The 23,431-nt window shown below is 31.0% G+C and carries 27 protein-coding genes; 15 read left to right on the top strand and 12 right to left on the bottom strand.

All coding sequences use genetic code 11. The features are described 5' to 3' along the window. Nucleotides 1–18 precede the first annotated feature (18 nt). The 12 genes from V8G69_RS14040 to V8G69_RS13985 all read left to right on the top strand — a co-directional run bounded on the left by V8G69_RS14040 (nucleotide 19) and on the right by V8G69_RS13985 (nucleotide 8,561). Nucleotides 19–1,440: an amidohydrolase family protein gene (locus V8G69_RS14040; protein WP_394882693.1), complete on the top strand. Its 1,422-nt coding sequence runs from the start codon at nucleotides 19–21 to the stop codon at nucleotides 1,438–1,440. 18 nt (nucleotides 1,441–1,458) lie between these two features. Beyond that, nucleotides 1,459–2,640 (top strand): DUF1624 domain-containing protein, encoded by a 1,182-nt coding sequence (locus V8G69_RS14035; protein WP_394882692.1) that lies wholly within the window; start codon nucleotides 1,459–1,461, stop codon nucleotides 2,638–2,640. A 14-nt stretch (nucleotides 2,641–2,654) separates the two neighbouring features. After that, the gene (locus V8G69_RS14030) at nucleotides 2,655–3,956 is read left to right on the top strand and encodes an APC family permease (protein WP_394882691.1); all 1,302 of its coding nucleotides are present in this window, start codon (nucleotides 2,655–2,657) and stop codon (nucleotides 3,954–3,956) included. Next, nucleotides 3,953–4,168, top strand: a complete 216-nt coding sequence (locus tag V8G69_RS14025) for a DUF6090 family protein (protein WP_394882689.1) — start codon at nucleotides 3,953–3,955, stop codon at nucleotides 4,166–4,168. Before V8G69_RS14030 ends, V8G69_RS14025 begins: the two co-directional genes overlap by 4 nt. Then, nucleotides 4,165–4,335, top strand: coding sequence for a hypothetical protein (locus V8G69_RS14020; protein ID WP_394882687.1), 171 nt, complete (start codon nucleotides 4,165–4,167; stop codon nucleotides 4,333–4,335). Before V8G69_RS14025 ends, V8G69_RS14020 begins: the two co-directional genes overlap by 4 nt. Next, entirely contained in the window at nucleotides 4,328–5,074 is a 747-nt protein-coding gene (locus tag V8G69_RS14015) for a DUF6090 family protein (protein WP_394882686.1), read from the top strand. The genes V8G69_RS14020 and V8G69_RS14015 overlap by 8 nt, the downstream gene beginning before the upstream one ends. After that, complete coding sequence (locus tag V8G69_RS14010) at nucleotides 5,071–5,862, top strand: DUF6090 family protein (RefSeq protein WP_394882685.1); 792 nt, start codon at nucleotides 5,071–5,073, stop codon at nucleotides 5,860–5,862. The genes V8G69_RS14015 and V8G69_RS14010 overlap by 4 nt, the downstream gene beginning before the upstream one ends. Next, nucleotides 5,855–6,598, top strand: coding sequence for a hypothetical protein (locus V8G69_RS14005; protein WP_394882684.1), 744 nt, complete (start codon nucleotides 5,855–5,857; stop codon nucleotides 6,596–6,598). Before V8G69_RS14010 ends, V8G69_RS14005 begins: the two co-directional genes overlap by 8 nt. Continuing rightward, nucleotides 6,595–7,047 (top strand): DUF6090 family protein, encoded by a 453-nt coding sequence (locus V8G69_RS14000; RefSeq protein ID WP_394882683.1) that lies wholly within the window; start codon nucleotides 6,595–6,597, stop codon nucleotides 7,045–7,047. Before V8G69_RS14005 ends, V8G69_RS14000 begins: the two co-directional genes overlap by 4 nt. After that, entirely contained in the window at nucleotides 7,013–7,408 is a 396-nt protein-coding gene (locus tag V8G69_RS13995; RefSeq protein WP_394882682.1) for a hypothetical protein, read from the top strand. The genes V8G69_RS14000 and V8G69_RS13995 overlap by 35 nt, the downstream gene beginning before the upstream one ends. Beyond that, nucleotides 7,405–7,527, top strand: coding sequence for a hypothetical protein (locus V8G69_RS13990; protein ID WP_394882681.1), 123 nt, complete (start codon nucleotides 7,405–7,407; stop codon nucleotides 7,525–7,527). Before V8G69_RS13995 ends, V8G69_RS13990 begins: the two co-directional genes overlap by 4 nt. A gap of 137 nt (nucleotides 7,528–7,664) precedes the next feature. After that, a complete protein-coding gene (locus V8G69_RS13985) occupies nucleotides 7,665–8,561 on the top strand; it encodes a TolB family protein (protein WP_394882680.1) in 897 nt (298 codons plus the stop codon). Between the two features lie 10 nt (nucleotides 8,562–8,571). On the opposite strand, the gene V8G69_RS13980 is transcribed toward V8G69_RS13985, so the two are convergent. The 3 genes from V8G69_RS13980 to V8G69_RS13970 form a co-directional block, all read right to left on the bottom strand. Further along, entirely contained in the window at nucleotides 8,572–9,087 is a 516-nt protein-coding gene (locus V8G69_RS13980; RefSeq protein WP_394882678.1) for a hypothetical protein, read from the bottom strand. Nucleotides 9,088–9,146: 59 nt separating this feature from the next. Beyond that, nucleotides 9,147–10,529 (bottom strand): M20/M25/M40 family metallo-hydrolase, encoded by a 1,383-nt coding sequence (locus tag V8G69_RS13975; protein ID WP_394882677.1) that lies wholly within the window; start codon nucleotides 10,527–10,529, stop codon nucleotides 9,147–9,149. Between the two features lie 89 nt (nucleotides 10,530–10,618). After that, nucleotides 10,619–11,500: a PPK2 family polyphosphate kinase gene (locus V8G69_RS13970; protein WP_394882676.1), complete on the bottom strand. Its 882-nt coding sequence runs from the start codon at nucleotides 11,498–11,500 to the stop codon at nucleotides 10,619–10,621. Nucleotides 11,501–11,622: 122 nt separating this feature from the next. On the opposite strand from V8G69_RS13970, the gene V8G69_RS13965 reads away from it, so the two are divergent. Next, nucleotides 11,623–12,360 (top strand): hypothetical protein, encoded by a 738-nt coding sequence (locus V8G69_RS13965; protein WP_394882674.1) that lies wholly within the window; start codon nucleotides 11,623–11,625, stop codon nucleotides 12,358–12,360. A gap of 67 nt (nucleotides 12,361–12,427) precedes the next feature. Here the strand turns inward: V8G69_RS13965 and V8G69_RS13960 are convergent, their stop codons facing one another. From V8G69_RS13960 to V8G69_RS13920, 9 genes are all read right to left on the bottom strand, one after another. Beyond that, entirely contained in the window at nucleotides 12,428–13,591 is a 1,164-nt protein-coding gene (locus V8G69_RS13960; RefSeq protein WP_394882673.1) for a sigma-54-dependent transcriptional regulator, read from the bottom strand. 10 nt (nucleotides 13,592–13,601) lie between these two features. Further along, nucleotides 13,602–14,477: a mechanosensitive ion channel family protein gene (locus V8G69_RS13955; RefSeq protein ID WP_394882672.1), complete on the bottom strand. Its 876-nt coding sequence runs from the start codon at nucleotides 14,475–14,477 to the stop codon at nucleotides 13,602–13,604. 1 nt (nucleotide 14,478) lies between these two features. Next, nucleotides 14,479–15,792, bottom strand: coding sequence for an ABC transporter permease (locus V8G69_RS13950; protein WP_394882670.1), 1,314 nt, complete (start codon nucleotides 15,790–15,792; stop codon nucleotides 14,479–14,481). 2 nt (nucleotides 15,793–15,794) lie between these two features. After that, nucleotides 15,795–16,721, bottom strand: a complete 927-nt coding sequence (locus tag V8G69_RS13945) for an ABC transporter ATP-binding protein (protein WP_394882669.1) — start codon at nucleotides 16,719–16,721, stop codon at nucleotides 15,795–15,797. A gap of 253 nt (nucleotides 16,722–16,974) precedes the next feature. Then, nucleotides 16,975–18,093: a molecular chaperone DnaJ gene (dnaJ, locus tag V8G69_RS13940; protein WP_394882667.1), complete on the bottom strand. Its 1,119-nt coding sequence runs from the start codon at nucleotides 18,091–18,093 to the stop codon at nucleotides 16,975–16,977. 9 nt (nucleotides 18,094–18,102) lie between these two features. Then, complete coding sequence (locus tag V8G69_RS13935; RefSeq protein WP_394882665.1) at nucleotides 18,103–18,651, bottom strand: nucleotide exchange factor GrpE; 549 nt, start codon at nucleotides 18,649–18,651, stop codon at nucleotides 18,103–18,105. 274 nt (nucleotides 18,652–18,925) lie between these two features. Continuing rightward, nucleotides 18,926–20,416, bottom strand: a complete 1,491-nt coding sequence (locus tag V8G69_RS13930) for a hypothetical protein (protein WP_394882663.1) — start codon at nucleotides 20,414–20,416, stop codon at nucleotides 18,926–18,928. Between the two features lie 10 nt (nucleotides 20,417–20,426). Beyond that, on the bottom strand, nucleotides 20,427–21,011 hold the full coding sequence (locus V8G69_RS13925) for a hypothetical protein (protein WP_394882662.1): 585 nt from the start codon (nucleotides 21,009–21,011) through the stop codon (nucleotides 20,427–20,429). Next, nucleotides 20,995–21,546 (bottom strand): RNA polymerase sigma factor, encoded by a 552-nt coding sequence (locus V8G69_RS13920; RefSeq protein ID WP_394882660.1) that lies wholly within the window; start codon nucleotides 21,544–21,546, stop codon nucleotides 20,995–20,997. Before V8G69_RS13920 ends, V8G69_RS13925 begins: the two co-directional genes overlap by 17 nt. A 173-nt stretch (nucleotides 21,547–21,719) precedes the next feature. Here V8G69_RS13920 and V8G69_RS13915 point away from each other — a divergent pair, with 173 nt between their 5' ends. Continuing rightward, the gene (locus V8G69_RS13915; RefSeq protein ID WP_394882659.1) at nucleotides 21,720–22,292 is read left to right on the top strand and encodes a DUF2911 domain-containing protein; all 573 of its coding nucleotides are present in this window, start codon (nucleotides 21,720–21,722) and stop codon (nucleotides 22,290–22,292) included. 21 nt (nucleotides 22,293–22,313) lie between these two features. Further along, nucleotides 22,314–23,393: a methylmalonyl Co-A mutase-associated GTPase MeaB gene (meaB, locus tag V8G69_RS13910; RefSeq protein WP_394882658.1), complete on the top strand. Its 1,080-nt coding sequence runs from the start codon at nucleotides 22,314–22,316 to the stop codon at nucleotides 23,391–23,393. The last annotated feature ends 38 nt before the right edge of the window (nucleotides 23,394–23,431 follow it).

Raw genomic sequence — 23,431 nt, 5'->3', positions numbered from 1 at the left:
AAAATTAATAATAAATAAATGAAAAGAAAAATCTTCTTTTTTACAATTTGCTTACTATCTATAAGTCAAATTTTTGCTCAAAATTTTACACCAGAAGTAAAGGAATTTATAACTGTTGACACAACTAAAGTCGCAATTACAAATGTTACAATTATTGATGGGCTAGGAAAAAGCATTAAATACCATCAAACAATAATCTTTGAAAATGATAAAATTACCCAGTTAGGAGATAATTCAAATGTCAATATTCCAGCTGAAAGCTTAATTATTGATGGCACAGGAAAAACAATAATTCCAGGATTGGTGATGCTTCACGAGCACATGTTTTACACCAAGCGCTTTGAAAATTGGTTCAGTGTTGGTCAAATGACCTTTAGCTTTCCTAGACTCTATTTAGCAGGCGGAGTAACAACCATGAGAACGGCAGGAAGTATTCAACCACAAACAGATCTTAATGTTAAAAACTGGATAGATGAAGGAAAAATGTTAGGACCAAAAATGAACATTACCAGTCCTTTTATAGAACGAGAAGGTTATGATATTCCTGAACTAAATTTTATTAAAGACACAGAAGAAGTAAGTAAAATAGTTAATTATTGGGCAGATAAGGGCGTAACTTCTTTCAAAGTATATAACCATATAAATAAAGAAGACTTAAAAATGTGTTTAATCGAAGCACATAAACGAGGCTTAAAAGTTACAGGTCATTTATGCTCTCTTACTTATGAAGAAGCTTCCAATTTAGGAATTGACAACTTAGAACATGGTTTTAGAGTGTCCTCAGATTTTGTAATTAATAAAGAGGAAAATTTTTGTGATCCTTTTGAAGCACAAAAAGCACTTGCTGCAGAAAATGTAGATAGCTCAAAAATTAATAATCTTATCGATTTACTTATAAAAAATGGCACTGCAATTACCACTACCCCAAATGTTTTTGAACCTTATACAAACCATGAGTTAATTCCAGGTGGTGGTGAAAAAGCTGTAACTCCTCAAGTATTGGATGATGTAAAAAGAAACTACGACAGAGCTGTTGGTAAAGATTCAGCTCATATTGCCGTATATAATAAAAACATGATTTGGGTGAAACGTTTTTATGATAAAGGAGGAAAACTTGTTGCAGGCACAGATCCTACTGGTGCTGGACGAACAGTAGCAGGATATGCCAATAGACATACGGTTGAACTTTTAGTTGAATCGGGATTTTCATTACTCGATGCCATTAAAATCTGCACGTTAAATGGCGCTACTTTTCTAGAAAAAGAAAAGAGTGTTGGTACTGTTGAAGTTGGCAAAAAAGCAGACTTAATTTTAATTGATGGAAATTTAGAAACCGATATCAAAAACATTAGAAACATGGAAATTGTTTTTAAAGATGGAGTTGGTTTTGATTCAAAAAAAATATTCAAATCAGTTGAAGGTAAAGTAGGATTAAATTAAAACACAAACAACTATATAATGAATTTAAAAACCAACCGCATAGAATCCATTGACATTTTAAGAGGCCTTGTAATGGTAATTATGGCTTTAGACCATGTTAGAGATTATTTTCTTTATGGGTCTTTTTTTAGAGATCCAACCAATATTGAAACCACAACGCCAATACTATTTTTTACACGTTTTATAACCCATTTTTGCGCTCCTATCTTTGTGTTTTTGGCAGGAACCTCAGCCTTTTTATATGGGTCTAAAAAAACAAAAAAAGACCTTTTTAAATTTCTATTTACACGAGGTATTTGGCTTATTTTTTTAGAAGTTTTTGTAAACAGCCTTATCTGGACTTTTGATTTAACTTGGAGTTTAACAATCTTTCAAGTTATTTGGGCAATAGGTTTTAGTATGGTTTGTTTATCATTTATCATTTTTTTGCCAAAAAAAATAATTGTAATTCTTGGTATTATTTTAATTGCAAGCCATAATCTTTTAGATGGTATTGTTTTAAACGGTAATGGGTTTCAATCTGTTATTTGGTATCTCTTACATCAAGATAATATGTTAGTATATAGTTCAAATTTCATTGTTATACTGCATTATCCAGTCATTCCATGGATAGGTGTAATGACTTTAGGATATTGCTTTGGCCAATTATACCATAAAGATTTTTCAGAAAAAATTAGAAAAAAATGGTTACTAATCTTAGGATTAAGCAGTATTGCCATATTCTTGGTGTTAAGAATCATTAATGTTTATGGAGATTTAGTCCCTTGGTCAATACAAGATAATGAAACTAAAACTTTGCTTTCTTTCTTTAAGGTAACCAAGTATCCACCTTCGCTGTTATACCTATGCATCACTTTAGGACCTGCTTTTCTGTTTTTATATGCAGTTGAAAACATTAAAAATAAATTTACCGATTTCTTTTTGGTCTATGGACGAGTTCCTCTTTTTTACTATTTCTTACATGTTTTGGTAATTCATGTTGTAGCCATTGTTGGCATACTAATTTTTGGAGGTAATTGGAGAGATATGATTTTAACTGCAGAAAACTTCAGTAATGAAAATCTTTCAACTTACGGTTATTCTCTTTTAGTTGTGTACATAGTTTGGATTGGTGTTGTGCTATTACTCTATCCATTTTGCAAAAAATATATGATTTACAAAGCCAATAATAAAGATAAATGGTATTTGAGTTATTTATAAATTAAATTAAAAAAATGACACAAAACGAAGAGGGATTAAAAAGAAGTGTTGGGCCAATAGGCTTATCTGCTAATATTATAAACATAATTATAGGTTCAGGAATTTTTGTGCTTCCAGCTATTATTGCTGCAAAAATGGGTGCTTCCAGCATTATTGCTTATATATTTTGTGGTTTTTTAATGGCTATGGTAATGTTATGTTTTGCAGAAGCAGGTAGTAAAGTAACAAACACTGGTGGCCCTTATACTTATATTGAAACTGCTTTTGGCGATTATGCAGGGTTTATTGGGGGAATTATTGCTGTAAGTGGCAATTTTTTTGCCGATGCCGCAGTATCAAATGCATTAGTAGATGTAATAGCTTCGACTTACCCAATATTTGGGAATGGGTGGGTTCGATTTTTATTTATTTTTATCCTGTTTTATGGCTTAGTTTATATTAATATAATTGGTTTAAAGCAAGGAATTGGATTGGTAAAATTTAATACCATAGTTAAACTTATCCCTTTGCTTTTACTTATTATTATTGGTTGGAAAAATGTTTCTTTAGGTAATTTGGAATTTCATTCCATGCCAAGTATTAAATCTTTAGGAGAAACATCTCTTATTTTATTTTTTGCATTTCAAGGCTGCGAAACAGGGCTTATTGTTGGTGGAGAAGTTATAAACCCTAAACGTACCATTCCTAAAGCAGTTTTTATAAGTATCGCATCTGTAGTTATAATCTATATGTTGGTTCAAGGAGTTGCGCAAGGTGTTTTGGGCAGTGAATTACCAAACTTTAAGGCTGCACCGCTTGCCGAAACAGCCAAAGTAGTTTTTGGATCATTTGGGCCTATATTATTTCTCGTTGGTTCTATAGTATCTATGTTCGGTTTAATAAGTGGCTCAATATTAAACAGTCCAAGAATTTTATACGCGCTTTCAAGAGACAAGGTTATTCCTATAAATTGGTTGTCAAAAATCCATAAATCATTTGCTACACCTCACATTGCCATTTTTGTATATGCATCTATAGGCTTTACGCTAGCTGTTATAGGAAATTTTGAACAACTAGTAGTCATATCAACTAGTTCTATACTTTTACTTTATTTAGGTGTCGCCTTATCAGTAATTAAATTACGGAAAACCCATAAATCGTTACCAGGCGAGTTTATAATCCCTGGAGGTTTAACTGTACCAATACTATCCATAATAATTATACTTTATTTTCTATCAAATTTAGCTGTTAAAGAAATTATTGCCACAGTAATAATTATATGTGCTTTATCAATAATATTTTATTTAATAAAGTTTATAAAGAAAAATAAATTATGATAAAACTCTTTAGAAACATACGCCAAAGTCTTCTCAAAGAAGAGCAAACCAGCAGATATTTCAAGTACGCCATTGGAGAAATTGTGCTTGTTGTTATTGGAATTTTGATTGCATTAACAGTAAACAACTGGAATGAGCGCAACAAGATGGGTTCACAATTCAAAACAAGTATTGAAAACCTGTATAACTCCATCTCAAGAAAGGTTTGGTGAAATTTAGATGTCGTGACAGCTGGACTATCAATTGGGGTGGCGACACTTTCCCAGAAGGTAAAGGCTACCAAGACGGTCCGGATATAGAAATACCTGAGGATGGGAACTACCATATAACCCTAAACCTTACTGATAAAACATACCAATTTGAAAAGCTAAATGATTAAACTTTTTCGTAACATCCGCAAAAAACTAGTAACAGAAGGCAAAACTGCCAACTACCTTAAATATGCCATTGGCGAAATTGTGCTTGTAGTGATTGGCATTTTGATAGCCTTACAAATAAACACTTGGAATGACAACAAAAAAGAGAAAAGAGAAGAGCAACTTATCATCAAAAATCTAAATTTAGAATTTCAGAAGAACAAAAAAGAATTGCAGTTCTTTATACAGCATCACGATTCAATATTGGCCACTACCAAAACCATTATGAGTTTAATTGGAGCTTCAGATGATGTTCTAAAATCCCAAAATATAGATAGCCTCATATACCAAAGTATCGATTATTGGTCATACAACCCAAGTCAATCTGTAGTTTCTGACTTGGTTTCCTCAGGAAAACTTAACCTTATTTCATCAAGCGACCTAAGGCAACTTATTTTTGACTGGTCCAGCAAACTAGATGAAAAAAAAGAAGCTTATTCCACTATTGATGAAGTTACACAATCTATTTTATTGATCTATTTGACTAGACAAGGTTCCATGAAAAATATTGATCGTTACAGTTTTTTAAAATGGAAGAAAACATCCAATTTGAATCGGGACAACTTCAAACTCTTTCAAGATTTTGAATTTGAAAACAATATGGATAACCAAGCATGGAATTTAGCCAACTATATATCAGCCCTAAAAAATCTAGAAAAAGTAATTGATGATATTCTTGCAAAAACCAACTCTAATCCATGATAAAGCTTTTTAAAAATATTCGTAAAAAACTTCTAAAAGAAGGAAAAACCACCAATTACTTAAAATATGCTATTGGTGAAATCGTCCTTGTCGTGATTGGCATTTTGATAGCCTTGCAAATTAATAACTGGAATGAACAGCGCAAGGCCAAAATTATAGAAGCCATTTTTTTTGAAGATGTGCTTCAGGATTTGAAAAAGGACCAGGACAGGCTTGAATATTATGAATTATTTCATACAAAAAGAGCTGAATACTTAGACACGCTTTTGACCTATTTGAGAAATCCTCAAAAAACTATGGGTATCGACAAATTTCAGCAGTATGTCGAGCCTTTGTATTATTCGGTTAGCGCCACCTGTTATTCCACTTCTTTTGAATCTGCAAAGGCCACAGGCGTATTTAACGACATTGAAGCCAAAGGCCTCATCAAGGATCTTTCACAATACTATAGCGATTTTGCCCAGATTGAAAATAATTTCACCTCCATTACCCGATATATAGAAGATAAATTTGAACCCATCATGTACAACTTCCCCGAAGGTAAAATGAATAAAGAAACTGGGAACCTGGTCATCAACGAAGAAAATGTACAGGCATTTTACGGTAAAATAGCTGCAATTGAGGACAACCGAAACATTACCATTGACTATGAAATAATTTTAAGAACTCCAAGGATGGAAAACTATTTAATAGGCGATATGGGAAGGACATTTAATGCCATCGGAAAAATAAAATCGAGACAGAAAAAACTAAAAGAATTAATGCAAAAAATTGAACAACGTGATTAAACTATTTCGTAATATTCGCAAAACTCTGATTAAAGAAGGTAAAACTACCAACTACCTTAAATATGCCATCGGCGAAATTGTGCTGGTGGTGATTGGGATTTTGATTGCATTGCAGATTAATAACTGGAATACTTCTCGTATTGCTTCTATTGAAGAAAGTGAAATATTGAGCAATATCAACTCAGAATTTAAACAAAACAAAGAAAATTTAAACAATGATATTTTATTAACTGCACAAAGTATTGCCACAGGTAAGCACATAATGAGTTTAATAAATAATGATGATGAAATTCTTAAAACTAAAAATATAGATAGCCTTTTGTTTGCTGTTTTTGAATATCCCGGCATCAATATTTCAGAAAATACAATTATTGAAATCATACAGTCTGGAAAATTTCAAAATTTAACTAACACCAAATTGAAACAATTAATAATTGATTGGACACAGAAAAAAAATAAAGCTCAATCAAATCTTGATGATACCAAATTAAATTCTAAACAATTAATTTCCTATTTGTACAAAAGATATCCTATAAAAAACATTGATGCTTACGGTATTTTAAAATGGAAAGATAATTCAACTATAATTATTAATAAAAACTTGATTTTTAAAGATATTGAATTTGAAAATCTAGTTGACGATCTTTTATATAAATTAGTAAATCTTCAAGAAAAATTAAAAATATTACAAGATATAATTGATGCCATCATTGCAGAATCTCAAACACAAAAATGATAAAACTCTTTAGAAACATCCGTAAAAAACTTGCAGCTGAAAATAAAGTTCCAGCGTATTTACGCTATGCCATTGGCGAAATTGTACTGGTGGTTATTGGTATTTTGATCGCCTTACAAGTAAATAACTGGAATGAGACACGTATTGAACAAAAAAGAATCAAGCAATACGCAAAATCATTGATTCAAGACTTAAAAAACGATATAGAAATGCTTAAGGTAAGTAAATTTCAAGCTGAAAAAAAATTCATGTATATAGACAGTTTAAGACAATATGTTAACATTACCCCTTATTCTAACTTATCCAATACAGACTTATATGTTATTGCCCATGACATTATGTACAGACCTTATTTTTGGAACCGCGCAACATTAAATGAATTAAAAAATTCTGGTGGACTTCGCTACATTTCTAATGATAGTTTGCAAAAAAAAACTGGTAGCTTATGAAAGCTTTTCAAACCATTTAGATGAAGACTTTCAATTCGACAAATCCAATGCTGAGAAGGGGGACGATATCATGGCGTTACTTTTAAATTTGAATTCTCCTTATATATCTAAAATAGTAGTGCTTGAGAATAGTGATTTTAACGATCTTTTTTTTAATATTTACAACACTGAAGCATATCGAGATTCAAAAGCAAACGACATAAAGTTGCTAAGTTATGATGACATCCTTATTAAAAAGTTTGTGAATACCTTTATATTAATACAAGATAACTATCGTATACGTGCCTTTAAAGAAATGCCAAAAATAATTAATGATGCAAATGACCTTATCAACCTTTTAAAAAAAGAGTACAACTTATGAACGGATTTGATATTGTAATGGTATTTGCGGTTATTCTATTCGCCAGATTAGGAGCCAGACTTATTTCTAAATACATTGAAATGAAAAAGAATAACAAAAAAAATGATCATAAGGACTAAATAATATCAAGAGTATATAAAAGTTTATTAAAAACCAATTTCTGCTTTCTAGACTTTCCGGTAAATTCAATTCACAAAAACTGTCTTTAAAATGTTATATATTAGTATAACTTTTTTATTTCAATATATCACAGCAAATGAAAATTTTGAAATCTGCAATTACTTCAACCATATTATTAATAATGTCTCACTGTTGTATTGCTCAAGCCAATGGGTACAAAGAAGTTCAATTAACTGATAATACTTTTGACAATAGATATGCCAGTTATAACAAAAGTGGCGATTTAATTTTATTTGAATCAAACAGAGATGGTCACTGGCAAATTTATACCATGGATGTTAATGGTAACCACCAAAAGCGATTAATTAATAGTGTTTATAATGATAGACGTCCTGCGTGGAATCCTCTTAAGAATATTATTTTGTTTGAATCAGACAGAAGTGGCACCAACGAATTGTATAAATTATATTTGGATACTAATACCATTCAAAAAATACCCATGTCATTAAATGGTAATAAGTCATTTGGTCAATTTGCCCCTAACGGAGTAGATGTGGTTTTTAATTATGAAAATTCAAGCGAGGATATTGACATTTACTCAATAACCCATAACGGTAAACGACAAAAAATGTTAGTTGATGATACTTATAAAAAATTGAGACCCATTTTTTCTCCAAAAGGAAATAGTATTGTGTATTACACCAATAAAAATAACACGGGTGATACGGATGTTATTTATGTTTATAATTTATTTCTGAAAGAAAAGAATAAGTTAACGTATTTTAAAGATCAAAGCCAATATCCTGCATATTCAAATACTGGAAGACGAATTGCATATTCAACATCTTACAAAGATGAACAACCAGAAATATACATTATGGACTCTGATGGGGATAATAAAAAAAGAATAACATTTAACGATACTGAAGATATCTTACCCTATTGGTCACCAAAAGATATAAATATACTTGTTTCAAGACTTATTAATAATAGATATCAAATTTGTAAAATACTCTTAAAAGAGCCATTATAAATTATAAAAATCACTCTTTAACTTTACCTGTAAAAACACTCGCTTTTGAGTTATAAGGATTACCCGAAGACCGCCTAAAAGATACTATTTGTCCACAATGCCAAACGGCATCTTCAATTGGGCCATTAAGGTTGTTCCAAAAAGGGAATTCGCGTGCTCCAAAAATCAGTTTGAATTGAGAAACATCCTCTGAGTTTCTTAAAATATCTGCTGCTGTTTTTATGTTCTCTAAAGTTTGTTTTCTTTTTTCTGAAAATGTCGATTCAAGAATATCATTCCCTCCTTCATTTGATTTTTTTAATGTAGCATTAACAATCACTTTTGACAATCCATAAATATGCTCAATAGTTTCTCCACTTGTCCTTGCCTCTTCACTTGGTTTAAAATTTAAATCATTTTCTGTTAATCCTTCTGTTGCCCAATAATATCTAAAACCCAAACCATCTAACATCCTAGCTGCAACACTACCAGCTGTATATGTTTCTGGGTAATCTGGAATTTCATAATAAGGTAATTTAGTTTTCATATCTGTTTGAGATTGAAGTTGAAACGCAATAAAAAGGGTAAGTATTAATAACATTTTCATTATTTCACTCCGTATTTATCAAACAAATACATTAAAGATGTCATGCTTGCAGCACCAAGTTCTAATTCCCTTTTATTTATGGCATCAAATGTATCATTACTAGCATGATGATAATCGAAATAACGTTGAGAATCTGGTTTTAATCCAGCTAAAACTATCTTATCATTTTTTAAAGGACCAACATCAGCACCACTTTCACCTTTTTCAAAATAATGTATCAAATAAGGCTTGAATAAGGGTTCCCAAGATAATACCTGGCTTAAATTAGCATCATCACAATCAAATGAAAAACCTCTCGGTGTAAATCCGCCAGAATCACTTTCCAAAGCAAAAACATGTTTTTCTCCTTTTTGTTCAGCTACTTCTGCATATTTTTTTCCACCCCTTAAACCGTTTTCTTCATTCATAAATAATACGACTCTAATACTATGCTTAGGTTTAATATCTGATTCCTTTAATAATCTTAAAACCTCCATAGATTGTACAATTCCTGCGCCATCATCATGTGAACCATCTCCTAAATCCCAAGAATCTAAATGACCTCCTACAACCATATATTCATTAGGGAATTCACTTCCAGTAATTTCTCCAATAACATTATAAGATTGAACATCTTTTAACTGCTTGCAACTTTGTTTAAAATAGAATTTCACATTTTTATCAAGCTCTAGCATGGTGCTCAACAATTCGGCATCGTTTGTGGAAATAGCTGCTGATGGAATTCTTTGTTCTACTGGCAAATCATTATAGGTCATAGCACCTGTATGAGGTAAATCATCTAATCGCAAATTCATTGATCTCACAATAACTGCAGCTGCACCATATTTAGCTGCTTCAACAGCTCCCAAGTAGCGTTGATTAACACAACCTCCATAAGCTTCATGGGTCTGAATTAAATCGGCCTGCATGGGTCTGTTATAAAACACTATTTTTCCTTCAATATTTTCTTTTCCTAAAGCTTCAAGTTCTTCAAAATTATGAACTTCTACAACATTGGCTTTAATTCCTAAAGCAGGTGTTTCCACAGAGCCGCCAAGGGCACAAATATTTACGGTAGTAGTTTTTCCCGGTTCACTTTCTATAAAGGCATATTCTTTAGCGCCTCTGACCCATTTTGGAACCATAACTGGTTGCAACCAAACTTTATCCAATCCTAACTTGTCTAACTCCTCTTTTCCCCATTCAACTGCTTTTTCTGCTCCTAAAGAACCTGATAACCTGCTTCCAATTTGATTTGACAAATAATTCAACCAATCGTAGCTTTTTCCGTTTGTTAAGGACTGTTTGTAAAATTCTTTAATTACTTCTTCATCTGATTGTGAAAAAACTGGAACAGTAATTAAGAGCGCTAATAGAAAAAAGGTAGATTTAAACTTAACCATATGTTTTATTTTAGATTTTAAAGGTAGTATTAATCAAAATTTTAAGATGTGAACAAATTCATAAAATTTATAGAAAATAACTTGATTTGTTATGATTCACTTTCAAGTTGTTGCTTATAAATCTCAATATTCGATTTTAAGTCATCGTCAACATCAGGATATTTAATATCTGTATAAGTGCTTAAAGTATCATACATTATTTTAGCGACAATATAACGCGCTGTCGATTTATCGTCCGCTGGAATATTGTACCATGGCGCATATGGTGTTGATGTTCTGTTTATGGCATCTTCATAACACTCTTGATATTTTTCCCAAAGTTTACGCTCTTTTAAATCGCCGGCTGAAAATTTCCAGTGTTTTTCTGGTTTTTCCAATCGTCGTAGTAACCTTTGTCTTTGTTCTTCTTTAGAAAGATTTAGAAAGAATTTAAAGATAATGGTTCCGTTTTCAGATAAATGCTTTTCAAAATTATTTATTTGCTCAAACCGTTTATCCCAAAAAGCATCATTAACATCTTCAACCGATTTTACTGTTGGAATATTTTCAGATAAAATATATCCGGGATGAACTCTGGTAACCAATACATTTTCATAATGCGTTCTATTGAAAACTGCAAATTTCCCTCTAACCGGAAGTACTAAATAATGTCGCCATAAATAATCATGGCCCAATTCTAATTCGGTTGGCACCTTAAAACTATGAACAACAACACCTTGAGCATTAAAATCTTTAAAAACTTCTCGAACCAGACTGTCTTTTCCAGAAGTATCCATGCCTTGGAGGCAAACCAAAACAGCATATTTACCTTGTGCATACATGGTGTCTTGAATACTACTTAGTTTTATTCTAACTTCTTCTAATTCTTTATTTATTTTTTTTTCGGAAACCTTTAAATCATAGTGTGTGGAGACTTCTTTTAAATTAATTTTTGATGATAAGCGAAACTCTTCAAGTGAAATTCTTTTCATAAGTCAATCCTTTTAAATAGTTTATAAATATAACGAAAACAATAAACTCGATGAAATGCACCTTACTTTAATATGTTTTTAATATTTTTGGGCACCTACTTATTAATTTTACACCAAATACCATGAAAAGAAACTACCTTTTTTATTTATTCATTATTATTTGTTTAAAATTTCAAGGACAGACTAACTGTTCTGAAGCAGATTCTGATTTAATATATGCCTACTCTGATATAAAAACGTCATACGAATCCAATAACATTTCACATTTAAAGTATAACGCACATAAATCGCTCGAAGCTTTTAAACTTGCTAAACCAAAATTAAAATCCTGCGGTTGCGAAGCTTCATATAATCTTGTTTATGACGCTATAGAATTATTAGAAAAAGTTGATCCAACTGAAACTTATGAAGATGGAAGATTTTATGTGAAAAGAGTTAGAGAGCTTGCCAAACAAAGTATTATTGAATTGGATAAATGTACAGCTGGAGCTGATGTTCAAAAAGACAATAGTCTTGAAACATTGCAAAATGAGCAAGAAGCATTAAGAAAGCAACAAATGGAGCTGAAAGCAAAGGAAAAAGAAATTCAGCTTAAATTAAAGCAACAACAAGAAAAGGAATTAACACTTCAAAAAGAGCAAAAAATAAGTAAATACGAAACTGCACTTTCTACAAGTTTAAAAAACTACAATGACATATTAAAAATATGCAACTGCGAAAGTGAGATTACAGCTTTTAATGAAAATTCAGATTCTTTAAAAGATAAAAGCCTTGAAGAGATTAAGACTTATTATATCAAAATTATTAAGTCTGTATCATCAGATTATTTAAGTGCTTTAAATTCCTGTACCAACAACTAAAACTTTTAAATTAAATTTTGAGGATTAAGATTTTTAGTTTTAATACAGTAAAAGGATTTAGAATAAATTATTTAGACGCAAACAATTTTACATCATTCTCGGTAACTTCTTTATCTCCAAGAATGATTAATCGTTCTACGACATTTCTAAGCTCTCTAATATTTCCTGTCCAGTCATAATCCTGTAATAATTTAATTGCTTTATCTGAAAAAAGTTTTTTTGCAGTTCCATGTTCACTGGCAATTTTTTCTGTAAAATGATTAATTAGCAACGGAATATCTTCTCTCCTATCATTTAACGAAGGAACTTGGATTAAAATAACAGCAAGTCTGTGATATAAATCTTCTCTAAACCTGCCGCTTTCAATTTCCTTTTTTAAATCTTTGTTGGTAGCAGCAATAACACGAACGTCAACTTTAATATCCTTATCGCTTCCAACACGTTGTATTCTGTTTTCTTGAAGTGCACGCAATACTTTTGCTTGGGCAGACAAACTCATATCACCTATTTCATCTAAAAAAATAGTTCCTTGATTTGCTGCTTCAAATTTACCCGCTCTGTCTTTTACTGCACTCGTAAAAGCACCTTTAACATGTCCAAACAATTCACTTTCTATAAGTTCACTTGGTATTGCCGCACAATTTACTTCAATCATGGGTCCATTTGCACGATCACTTTTTTCATGCAACCAATGTGCAACTAGTTCTTTACCTGTACCATTTGAACCTGTAATAAGAACACGTGCATCTGTTTGTGCAACCTTCTCAATCATATTTTTAATAAGAGAGATGGCATTGCTTTCTCCTATCATTTCAAAGTTTTTGCTGACTTTCTTTTTCAGTAATTTGTTTTCAACAACAAGTTCTTTTCTATCTAAAGCATTTCTAACGGTATTGAGAAGTCTGTTTAAATCTGGTGGTTTTGAAATGTAATCAAAAGCACCCATACGCATTGTATTTACAGCGGTATCTAAATCGCCATGACCAGAAATCATAACAATAGGAATTTCTGGCTTTAATTTTTTTGCTGCTTCCAATACTTCAACACCATCCATTTTTGGCATTTTAATATCACAAAGCACTAAATCATAATCTTCTTTTTTTATTTTCTCGATTCCATCTAATCCATCAACTGCTTCTTCAACTTGATATGTATCATTTTCTTCAGAAAGAATTTTTACAAGCACTCTCCTGATTGCAGCTTCATCTTCAACTATTAAAATTTTTGGCATATTCTTAATTTTATTTTTGAATAATATGAATACCTCTTTGAGGGAATGGAATACTAATATTATGTTCTCTAAATAATCTATCTATTTCAAATCGAATGTCGCTTTTTGGTCCGTTGGCATTAAAACTATCACCTAATGTAAATACAACTTTAAAGTTTAATGAGCTGTCACCAAAATCTGTAAACTGTACGGATGTATCTTGATGATCTAAAACTTCTTGATTCGAATTTGCGGCTTGCAATAGCAACTTTTTAACTAACTGTACATCGCTTCCATAGGCTACTCCAACAGTAACACTCTCTCTAGTGGTTGCTCCATTTTGTGTCCAATTGTACAGGCTGTTTTCTAAATATAAATGATTTGGTATGATTAACACTCTATTATCAACAGTAACTGCTCTAGTAGTTCGCAATTTAATTTCTTCTACACGCCCCACTTTACCGTTAATCTCAATAATATCACCAACATGAACAGATTGATCAATAAGTATAAAAACTCCAGAAATTATATCTTGAAATAAGGTTTGTAATGCTAACCCAATACCTATTAATAAAGCTGCCGATGCTGCAAAAACGGTTGTGACATTAACGCCTACGCTATCTAAAGTTATTAATGAAATTATTATATAAATGAGCCATCTAAAATATCCAAAAACTACATTAAATTTAGCTTTATCATCTTCAGGAAGTCTTTTAGTAATTAACCGTAATAAGAGTCTCAACACCAAGGTTGTTAAAAAAATAACCGTAATAATTATCAATATGTCTTTTACAGATATGCTTATATCCTTTCCTATATCCATATGTTGGTTAAGAAAAGTCTTTATGTCTTCCCAAAAAGTACTCTTTGTAATCGTGTTTTCTATTTTTTTTAATTCTTGATTCATCTCAATATTTTATCCACTTAATCAATTCTTTATATGTAGGTTTTTTTCCATACATTAAAATACCAACTCTGTAAATTTTAGCTGCAAACCAAACAGTAAATAAGAATGTACCAACTAATAACAACAATGATACCAATTGTTGCCATATTGGAACACCAAACGGAATTCTCATAAGCATAACTACAGGTGAAGTAAATGGAATAAATGAAAATACTGTAGAAACCGTGCCATGTGGATCTTCAATAACTGTAAAAAACCCAATATAAACTGCTAAAATTAAAGGCATTAAAATGGGTAATATAAACTGTTGGGTATCAGTTTCATTATCTACTGCTGCACCAATCGCAGCATATAATGAACTGTATAATAAATAACCACCAATGAAAAACAAAATAAAGGCAACTATTAAATTTGTCATTGGAAGATGGTGTAATGAATCATATACATCTTGAATTTGCATATGTATATTGGAATTATTCATAGCCTCTTCCATAATTTGTTGATTGGGAGATTGTGCTCGGGAAGTGTCAATTCCAAAAACAACAGATACCGTAAACAATAAAGCTCCGCCTATAAAAAGCCAAATAATAAATTGTGTAATTCCGGCTAATGAAGTTCCGATAATTTTACCCAACATTAATTGCATTGGTTTTACAGATGATATGATGACTTCTATAATTCTGCTCGTTTTTTCTTCAATAACGCTTCGCATAATCATATTGCCATAAATAATGATAAACATGAACAATAAATACCCGGAAGCTCCGCCAAATGCCAATTTAATCACACTGTCAATTTTAGAGGTTTTTTCACCTTCAAAACTTTCTTGAACAATATTAATATTGGTTTTTGATTCTTCAATCATTGCAATATCAACACCTTTCTTTTGAAGTTTTAAATTTTCAATTTTCTTATCAATTTTAGCTTCTAAATTCGAAATGATCGTTATCGATGGAGAATCTTCTGAATAAAATTTGATTTGATTTGAGATTGAATCTAAGTTCGAAATTTTTTCAATATGCAATAAGCCATATGCTTCAGTTTGTTTTACAAAATCTTTGGCATCATTTAAAGACATGTTTTCTAAAAAATTATAAGTGATTTTGTCCTCACTTTTAAAATCGTCTTTAACTAATCCTGTTTCGTCTAAAATATCAATAGTTCTTTGTTTATCATTATTTAATTGCGACAAATAAGCCACAACCGTGATAAGAGCAATCATAATAACTGGACTTAAAATAGTCATTACTATAAATGATTTGTTCTTAACCTTGGTTAAATATTCGCGTTTTATAATAAGTGGTAAATGGTTCATAATTAATTATTCTTTACTGTTTGAATAAAAATATCGTTAACACTTGGTATCAATTCAACAAAATGAGAAACTTCACCATTATTACATAAAAAGCTTAACAATTCATTTGGTTTTTCTCCTTCAGAAAGTTTGATGTTTAGTTTTAACTCTTCTCCTAAAGTTTTAAAACTAGCTGGAGAAATTTGAAATTTATTTGCTAACTCTTTTTCTAACGCTCCTTTTTGATTTGATAAAATCCCAACTTCATAAGTATTTGTTTTGTATTGACGTTTAATATCAATCAGCCTGCCATCAAGGATTTTATTTGATTTATTTATTAATGCAATATCGTCACACAATTCTTCAACAGATTCCATTCTATGTGTTGAGAAAATAACGGTTGCACCATCTTCTCTTAGTTTTAAAATTTCATCTTTAATTAAATTGGCATTAATGGGATCAAAACCAGAAAAAGGTTCGTCAAAAATTAAAAGTTTAGGTTCGTGTAAAACAGTAACAACAAACTGGATTTTCTGTGCCATTCCTTTTGATAGCTCCTGGATTTTTTTGTTCCACCAGTCACCAATCTCTAGTCTATCAAACCAATATTTTAATTTTTCTTTGGCTTCTTTATGACTCAAGCCTTTTAATTGAGCTAAGTATAGAGCTTGGTCACCAACTTTCATAGATTTGTACAATCCGCGTTCTTCTGGTAAGTAACCTATATCTTTAATATGAGACCCATTCAAAGGTTCTCCATCTAAAAACACTTTACCAGAATCTGGCATGGTAATTTGATTAATAATCCTTATAAGTGTTGTTTTTCCTGCTCCATTTGGACCTAATAAACCATAAATACTTCCTTTAGGAACAGAAATAGATGCTTTATTAAGGGCTGTAAATGATCCATAATTTTTAGTAACATCTTGAACTTCTAATATATTACCCATTCTTAATTTTTAATTGCAATTTGTGTAAATATATTAAATGTTACCTATTAACTTTTATAATAAAATGATAAAGTTAGCAAATGTTATTAAAAACAAAACCCACCCTCAATGTGAATTAAGGATGGGAAAAAAATTGCTATGAAAAAGAAAATATCACTAATTAAAGTGATATTCAAATATAATGTTTTTTATTAAATAATTAATTAAATAATATAATACTTTTTATTTTTAAAAAGTATTATAGCATTAAAATCTATGAAAACATGTCTTTTACTTTCTCAAAAAATGATTTATCACCACTATCAGGTTTTGGAGTAAAATGGTCATCATCTTTCATACTTTCAAAAAATTCTTTTTGTTGCTTACTTAATGTTTTTGGTGTCCAAACATTAACATGCACCAACAAATCACCTCTACCATAACCATTAATACTTGGGATACCTTTACCACGCAATCTTAATATTTTTCCAGATTGAACTCCTGGCTCTATCTTAATACGAACCTTACCAGTTACCGTATCAATCTCTTGAGATGCTCCTAAAATAGCATCAGGCAGGCTCACATATAAATCGTAGTGCAAATTATCGCCTTCACGTTGCAGTTTTTCATGCACTTCCTCTTCTATAGCAACCAATAAATCACCTGAAACGCCATTTCCTGGTGCTTCATTTCCTTTTCCAGCTACTTTAAGTTGCATACCATCAACCACTCCAGCAGGTATTTTTATTGAAACCGTTTCTTCAGCAACTTTTAACCCTTGCTCATCGGCATCAGCTGGTTTTTTATCAATTATCTGTCCTGCACCACCACAAACATTACAAGTGGCAGCAGTTTGCATTCTACCTAAAATTGTATTGGTAATTCTGGTTATTTGACCACTTCCATGACAAGTAGTACACGTTTTATATGTAGTTCCTTTGGCTTGGACTTTTCTTCTAACTTTAATTTTTTTCTCAACACCATTAGCAATTTCCTCTAAAGTTAATTTCACTCTGATTCTCAAATTGCTTCCTTTAACACGACGTTGGCCGCCACCGCCACCAAATCCAGAAAAACCTCCGCCACCAAAAGCTCCCCCAAAAATATCACCAAACTGACTGAATATGTCATCCATATTCATGCCACCTCCACCAAAACCGCCACTTCCATCAAAAGCCTGATGACCAAACTGATCATAACGTGCTTTTTTATCGGCATTACTTAAAATTTCATAAGCCTCTGCTGCTTCTTTAAATTTTGCTTCGGCCTCTTTATTATCTGGGTTTTTATCGGGATGGTATTTTATTGCCATCTTTCTATAAGCCTTCTTTATTTCTTCAGCTGAAGCTCCTTTGCTTACACCCAAAATTTCGTAATAGTCTCTTTTTGCCATGTAAGTATCTTATTGTCCGATTATTACTTTTGGAAAACGAATTACTTTATCGCCTAAAGCATATCCTTTTTCAATAACATCTATAATTTTACCTTTTAAATCTGCTGAAGGTGCTGGTATTTGAGTAATTGCTTCGTGATTATCAGCATTAAAAACATCTCCATTTGAAACCTTTAAAGCAGATAGTCCTTTTTGTTCTAAAGTTGCTTTTAATTTATTACTGATTAATTCTACACCTTTTAAAAGATCTTTCTCGTCTGTTTTTGAAATTTCAATATATGCCCTATCAAAATCATCTAAAACAGGCAATAAAGCTTTCATAACTTCTTCATTTGCAGTTTTAAAAAGTTCAATTCGTTCTTTAGAAGTACGCCTTTTATAATTTTCAAATTCGGCAAATAATCTTAGAAATTTGTCTTTCTCTTGTTTAATTTCTTCTTGCAATTTCTCTTCTATTGTTTGTTCTTGGGCTAATTGTTGCTCAACTTCAACCGTTTCGTTTTGAACATTATCAACTTGTTCAGTTTCTATATCTTTTTGTTTATCCTTTTTACTCATTGTAGCATTCAATTTTTTCAATACAAAAGTTAGTTGGCAAAAGTACTGCCATTATTATAAAAATGTCAAAATGTCACTAACTTTTTTTCATGAAATTTTATATGCTGAGTTATATTTTGTAAAAAACAATAAAATGAATACTAAAAGTTTGAAAAAAAATAAAAGAGAGTTTTAAAAACTCTAATGGAGACTTTAGTCTAGTAATATTAAAATGTTCCTATGAAGAATGGAAGACTATTGAAAAAGGGAAGTATAAACTAAGTAAATATAATTACTATTGCATAGTTACATTGCTATATTTTGCATTTATAACTATAGATTTTGGGCTACTTAAATTACCTGTAGAAAAACTTGAAACATTTTCTTTATTACTCTTTTTAGGGTGAACAAGATGTGACTTATTTCCTTTGTATTGCATGTTATATTCCACTTTAGGAAGCACAATAAGAGCATCACTATTCTCTAATGTTATGTTTAAGTTTGTGAAAACATCATCTATTTTTAAGACTTTAAGATTACCTATAGTACCATTTATTATAGCATTATTAACTAAGTTTTTAATAGTAATGTTTGATGCGTTTGACGTTAGCATTAAACTTTTTACATTATCAATTTCAGCATTTTTTACATAATTTAAATTAAGAGTTCCTAAATTCCAATTGGTTACAAAAATTGGAGAATAGGAAGCATTAATGGAAGTTTTACTTCCATTAATGCTGTTTGCCATAAGTTTTGTGTGTGATAAATCTGCTTTTAAATTATCAATATTTGATGCGAATTTTAATTCACCATATCTTACATTCACTTTCAATTTTGTGTCTTTTGGCATTTTAATCTTAATAGTTTTTTTAACTTTAGAACTATTATTATTCATCATTTTTTCAATTTTAACACGTCTTTCATCAGCAAATTTAGCACGCTCTGCTGCTTGTTTCTCTCTTTCTGCAACCATTTTTTCTCTTTCTGCAACACGCTCTTCTACTCTAGCGTTTTGCTCTTCAATTCGTTTGGCTCTTTCTTCCATTTGTTTAGCAAAACGTTCTCCCCACTCTTCCATCTGTTTTCCATATTTAGCTTCCCATTCCTTGCCAAATTTCTCTCCCCAAGCTTCCATTTCCTTTCCGTATTTTTCACTCCATTCTTTTCCAAATTTCTCTCCCCAAGCTTCCATCTTTTTTTCATAATCTTTACCAAAATTCTTATCAAAATTTTTAGACCATTGTTCCATGTATGCATCTCCATCCTTTTTGTAAGCATCATAGTCAAAATTCATTTTACTAATGCCTTCTGGTAACTCTGGCAATTCAGGCATGTTTGGTATATTTGGCATTTCTGGCATCCTTGGTATTTCTGGCATTTCCGGTAAATCAGCCAATTCAAACTTTAATTCCTGCAAAACTGCATTAACTGCATCAGTATCAAAATCTTCAGTTTTATATCCCCAAACAAATGGAGAACTACCTTTTGTTGAAATAGTAACCAGACTATTTGTTCCATTAACACTTACTTGCCAGTCTTTTAAAGCTTCTTGGAGTTCTTCTTTTGAAAGTTCTTCGCCTTCAATATAAGCTTCAATTTCAACTGAATCTTTATTCCAAGTATCAAATACTATATTACAATAGCTAGTATTTAAATCAATGGTCACATCTTTATCAACTTTAATGGTTTGTGATACTTTAGTTAGTTTTTGTTGTGCCGTAATACTTCCTGCAATACATACAGCAAGTGTGAATAATCTTAATTTTAATATTATTAACCGTTTCATTTTTTGATTTTTAGATTGATTGTGACGCTCCTTCAGTTTTTGTGTTTGAAGCGTTTAATTCATTTAACTGTTCTCTTAATCGATATAAAAGATTTAATCGATATTTTAAATTATCAATTAAGGCATTAACTGTTAATTCACTTGGTCCGTTTTCGGTTAATTCAACAGATAGATTCTCGTATTCCTTGTTTAAAACATTTATTTGCTCAAGGTATCCATCAAACACATCCTTTGTTTCTGGAGTGTATTTCATTTTAGACAATTCTAAATTGATACTTGCCAAATAATAATCTTCAACCTTTTTAAGACCAGGAGACACATCTCCTAATGTTTTGGTTTCCACCGTTTTTGTTTCTACAACATTATTTGTTGGTGCAACAGGAATTGAAGGTTGAAAATATTTAAACGCACCAAAACTTAAGCCTAATAAAACAATTAAACTCGCTGCAATTTGCAACCAACTAAAATTAGTTTTCCTTTTAACTGGCATTGCGTCGTTTAACTTTTCAAGAAACCTTTCTTGATGATTTTCAGGCATCTTCTCTTGAGTTACTTTTTGTTCGTTTTTAAACAACTCTCTAATATCTTGTGCCATCTTTTTTAAGGGTTAACAGTTCTTGTAATTTAATTTTTCCTCTTGATAATTGCGTTCTGGATGCTATTTCTGAAATGTTTAAAATCTCTGCTATTTCTTGATGATCATACCCTTCAATTAAATATAACATCAATACATATTGATATTTTTCGGGCAACTCTTCAATAGCTTTTTTTACATCTTGTATTGTAATTGCATCATCTACCAACCATTTGTCTTCATCATCAGCATCAATAACTTTAAGGTGCACCTCTTCTAAATCAACCAAATGTTGCTTTTTAGATTTTAAGAAATCAATACTTTTATTAATGACAATACGTTTTAACCAAGACCCAAAAGTAACCTCTGCTTTGTATTGATGCAATTTTGTAAAAGCTTTAATAAAAGCTTCTTGCACCACATCTTCAGCATCCTGAGCATCTTTCAAAAACCTTTTAGCAACAATATACATCCCGTCGCAGTACTGGTTGTATAACTGCAATTGTGCTTTTCGGTTGTTTTGTTTACATTGCTCAATAATGTCAACTTGAAACATACTAGGTCTACTTTTGGTTTTAGTTAGTTCGTTTTAAAAGACGATGAAAAAAAAAGAGTGTTGCAAAATTTAATTTATTTTTTTAAAATAATACAAAATTTAATAAATCTACGTTAAGTATTTTTCATATAAACCATTTTAATTTACCTTTATAAATAAATATCAAATTGCTTATGAATAAGTTTTTGAAACGCCTCCTAATTATTTTATCAATTGTTGCTTTAGGTCTTTTTTTATATTCCTATTTTGTTGAAAACATTTTTGCAACTCGATTGAGTCCTAAGGACACGGTTGAATTTAAATTCAATGATTTAAAACTTAAAGTTACTTACAACAGACCTTATAAAAAAGGCCGAGACATTTTTGGAGCTTTAGTACCTTTTAATAAAGTATGGCGAACTGGTGCCAATGAAGCTACTACTTTTTCAACCAATCAGCCGTTATATATTAAAGGATTTACCATTCCTGCTGGAGAATATACTATTTGGACAGTTCCTAAAGATAGCGTTTGGCAAGTAATGCTTAATACAAAAAAATATCCTTGGGGTGTTGATGCTGAGATGAAACCTATGTGGGATCCTAATTATGATTTGCTTGAAATTGATGTGCCAGTTGAAAAGCTAAATTCTGTAGTTGAACAGTTTACAATAGGTTTTGATAATACTACCGGTAGTTTAGAATTAACTATGGCGTGGGATCAAACCAAAATTGCAGTACCCTTAGATACTACCAATAATCCTGAATGATAATTGTAATTTTAATAGAATTTGTCTAAAACAAAAAAAACATCTTCGTCTATTCAAGAAAAAAAAGGAGTGTCTCAGCAAGATATAACCAATGAAGATTCTATTAAAGCCATTAAAAATAAGCGTAAAGCCAAGCTAAAAATTGATGATTTAGTTAGTGATATTCTAAACAGAAACATTACAGCGTTAAGCAGAGGCATTACTCTAGTTGAAAGTAAAAATACGGAGCACATAAATCTAGCCAACAGCTTATTAAAAAAATGTTTGCCACATGCAAATAAATCTATTAGAATAGGAATTACAGGTGTTCCAGGTGTTGGTAAAAGTACATTTATTGAAACTTTTGGAAACTATTTAATCTCTTTAGGTAAAAAGGTTGCTGTGTTAGCAATAGACCCAAGTAGTTCTTTATCAAAAGGGAGTATTTTAGGTGACAAGACAAGAATGGAAAATTTGGTGAAAAATCCAAATGCATTCATTAGGCCTTCTGCTTCAGGAGATTCGTTAGGAGGTGTTGCACGCAAAACAAGAGAGAGCATTATTTTATGTGAAGCAGCAGGATTTGACATCATTATTATAGAAACTGTAGGTGTTGGGCAAAGTGAAACAATTGTCCACAGCATGGTGGATTTCTTTTTACTGCTTCAATTAACCGGTGCCGGCGACGAATTACAAGGCATTAAACGTGGTATTATCGAAATGGCTGATGCTATTGCTATTAATAAAGCGGATGGGGATAATTTAAAACGTGCTAAAATGACTATGATTGAATATCATAGAACACTTCATTTATATCCTGAAAAAGCATCAAATTGGTTACCAAAAACAACCATTTGTAGCGCCTTAAAAAATGAAGGAATTGATACAATATGGAAAATTATTGAAGAGTATATTAAAATTACACAAGAAAATAATTATTTCTATCAAAAACGAAATGAACAAAATAAATATTGGCTAATACAAACTATTGAAAATCAATTAAAAACAGAATTTTTTAATAAACTAAGTATTAAAAAAGAACTTCAAAAACAATTAGACTTAATCAATACCAATAAAACAACACCTTTTGTTGCCGCTGAATTACTCTTATCAATGAAATGAATGCTAGATTATTTTTTGGTTAATCAAAAACATAAAAA

This window comes from Gaetbulibacter sp. M235 (genome assembly GCF_043876835.1).
Lineage (GTDB): Bacteria > Bacteroidota > Bacteroidia > Flavobacteriales > Flavobacteriaceae > Yeosuana.
This window is presented reverse-complemented; position numbering and strand designations above follow the sequence as displayed.

Coding starts and splice junctions, on each gene's coding strand:
- V8G69_RS13915 (WP_394882659.1), top strand. CDS start 21,720: ATGAATAAGTTTTTGAAACGCCTCCTAATTATTTTATCAATTGTTGCT.
- V8G69_RS13975 (WP_394882677.1), bottom strand. CDS start 10,529: ATGGTTAAGTTTAAATCTACCTTTTTTCTATTAGCGCTCTTAATTACT.
- V8G69_RS13945 (WP_394882669.1), bottom strand. CDS start 16,721: ATGGGTAATATATTAGAAGTTCAAGATGTTACTAAAAATTATGGATCA.
- V8G69_RS13930 (WP_394882663.1), bottom strand. CDS start 20,416: ATGAAACGGTTAATAATATTAAAATTAAGATTATTCACACTTGCTGTA.
- V8G69_RS13985 (WP_394882680.1), top strand. CDS start 7,665: ATGAAAATTTTGAAATCTGCAATTACTTCAACCATATTATTAATAATG.
- V8G69_RS13995 (WP_394882682.1), top strand. CDS start 7,013: ATGATAGTTTGCAAAAAAAAACTGGTAGCTTATGAAAGCTTTTCAAAC.
- V8G69_RS13960 (WP_394882673.1), bottom strand. CDS start 13,591: ATGCCAAAAATTTTAATAGTTGAAGATGAAGCTGCAATCAGGAGAGTG.
- V8G69_RS14035 (WP_394882692.1), top strand. CDS start 1,459: ATGAATTTAAAAACCAACCGCATAGAATCCATTGACATTTTAAGAGGC.
- V8G69_RS14010 (WP_394882685.1), top strand. CDS start 5,071: ATGATAAAGCTTTTTAAAAATATTCGTAAAAAACTTCTAAAAGAAGGA.
- V8G69_RS13935 (WP_394882665.1), bottom strand. CDS start 18,651: ATGAGTAAAAAGGATAAACAAAAAGATATAGAAACTGAACAAGTTGAT.
- V8G69_RS13920 (WP_394882660.1), bottom strand. CDS start 21,546: ATGTTTCAAGTTGACATTATTGAGCAATGTAAACAAAACAACCGAAAA.
- V8G69_RS13980 (WP_394882678.1), bottom strand. CDS start 9,087: ATGAAAACTAAATTACCTTATTATGAAATTCCAGATTACCCAGAAACA.
- V8G69_RS13965 (WP_394882674.1), top strand. CDS start 11,623: ATGAAAAGAAACTACCTTTTTTATTTATTCATTATTATTTGTTTAAAA.
- V8G69_RS14030 (WP_394882691.1), top strand. CDS start 2,655: ATGACACAAAACGAAGAGGGATTAAAAAGAAGTGTTGGGCCAATAGGC.
- V8G69_RS14040 (WP_394882693.1), top strand. CDS start 19: ATGAAAAGAAAAATCTTCTTTTTTACAATTTGCTTACTATCTATAAGT.
- V8G69_RS13970 (WP_394882676.1), bottom strand. CDS start 11,500: ATGAAAAGAATTTCACTTGAAGAGTTTCGCTTATCATCAAAAATTAAT.
- V8G69_RS13990 (WP_394882681.1), top strand. CDS start 7,405: ATGAACGGATTTGATATTGTAATGGTATTTGCGGTTATTCTATTCGCC.
- V8G69_RS13925 (WP_394882662.1), bottom strand. CDS start 21,011: ATGGCACAAGATATTAGAGAGTTGTTTAAAAACGAACAAAAAGTAACT.
- V8G69_RS13950 (WP_394882670.1), bottom strand. CDS start 15,792: ATGAACCATTTACCACTTATTATAAAACGCGAATATTTAACCAAGGTT.
- V8G69_RS14015 (WP_394882686.1), top strand. CDS start 4,328: ATGATTAAACTTTTTCGTAACATCCGCAAAAAACTAGTAACAGAAGGC.
- V8G69_RS13955 (WP_394882672.1), bottom strand. CDS start 14,477: ATGAATCAAGAATTAAAAAAAATAGAAAACACGATTACAAAGAGTACT.
- V8G69_RS14025 (WP_394882689.1), top strand. CDS start 3,953: ATGATAAAACTCTTTAGAAACATACGCCAAAGTCTTCTCAAAGAAGAG.
- V8G69_RS14000 (WP_394882683.1), top strand. CDS start 6,595: ATGATAAAACTCTTTAGAAACATCCGTAAAAAACTTGCAGCTGAAAAT.
- dnaJ (WP_394882667.1), bottom strand. CDS start 18,093: ATGGCAAAAAGAGACTATTACGAAATTTTGGGTGTAAGCAAAGGAGCT.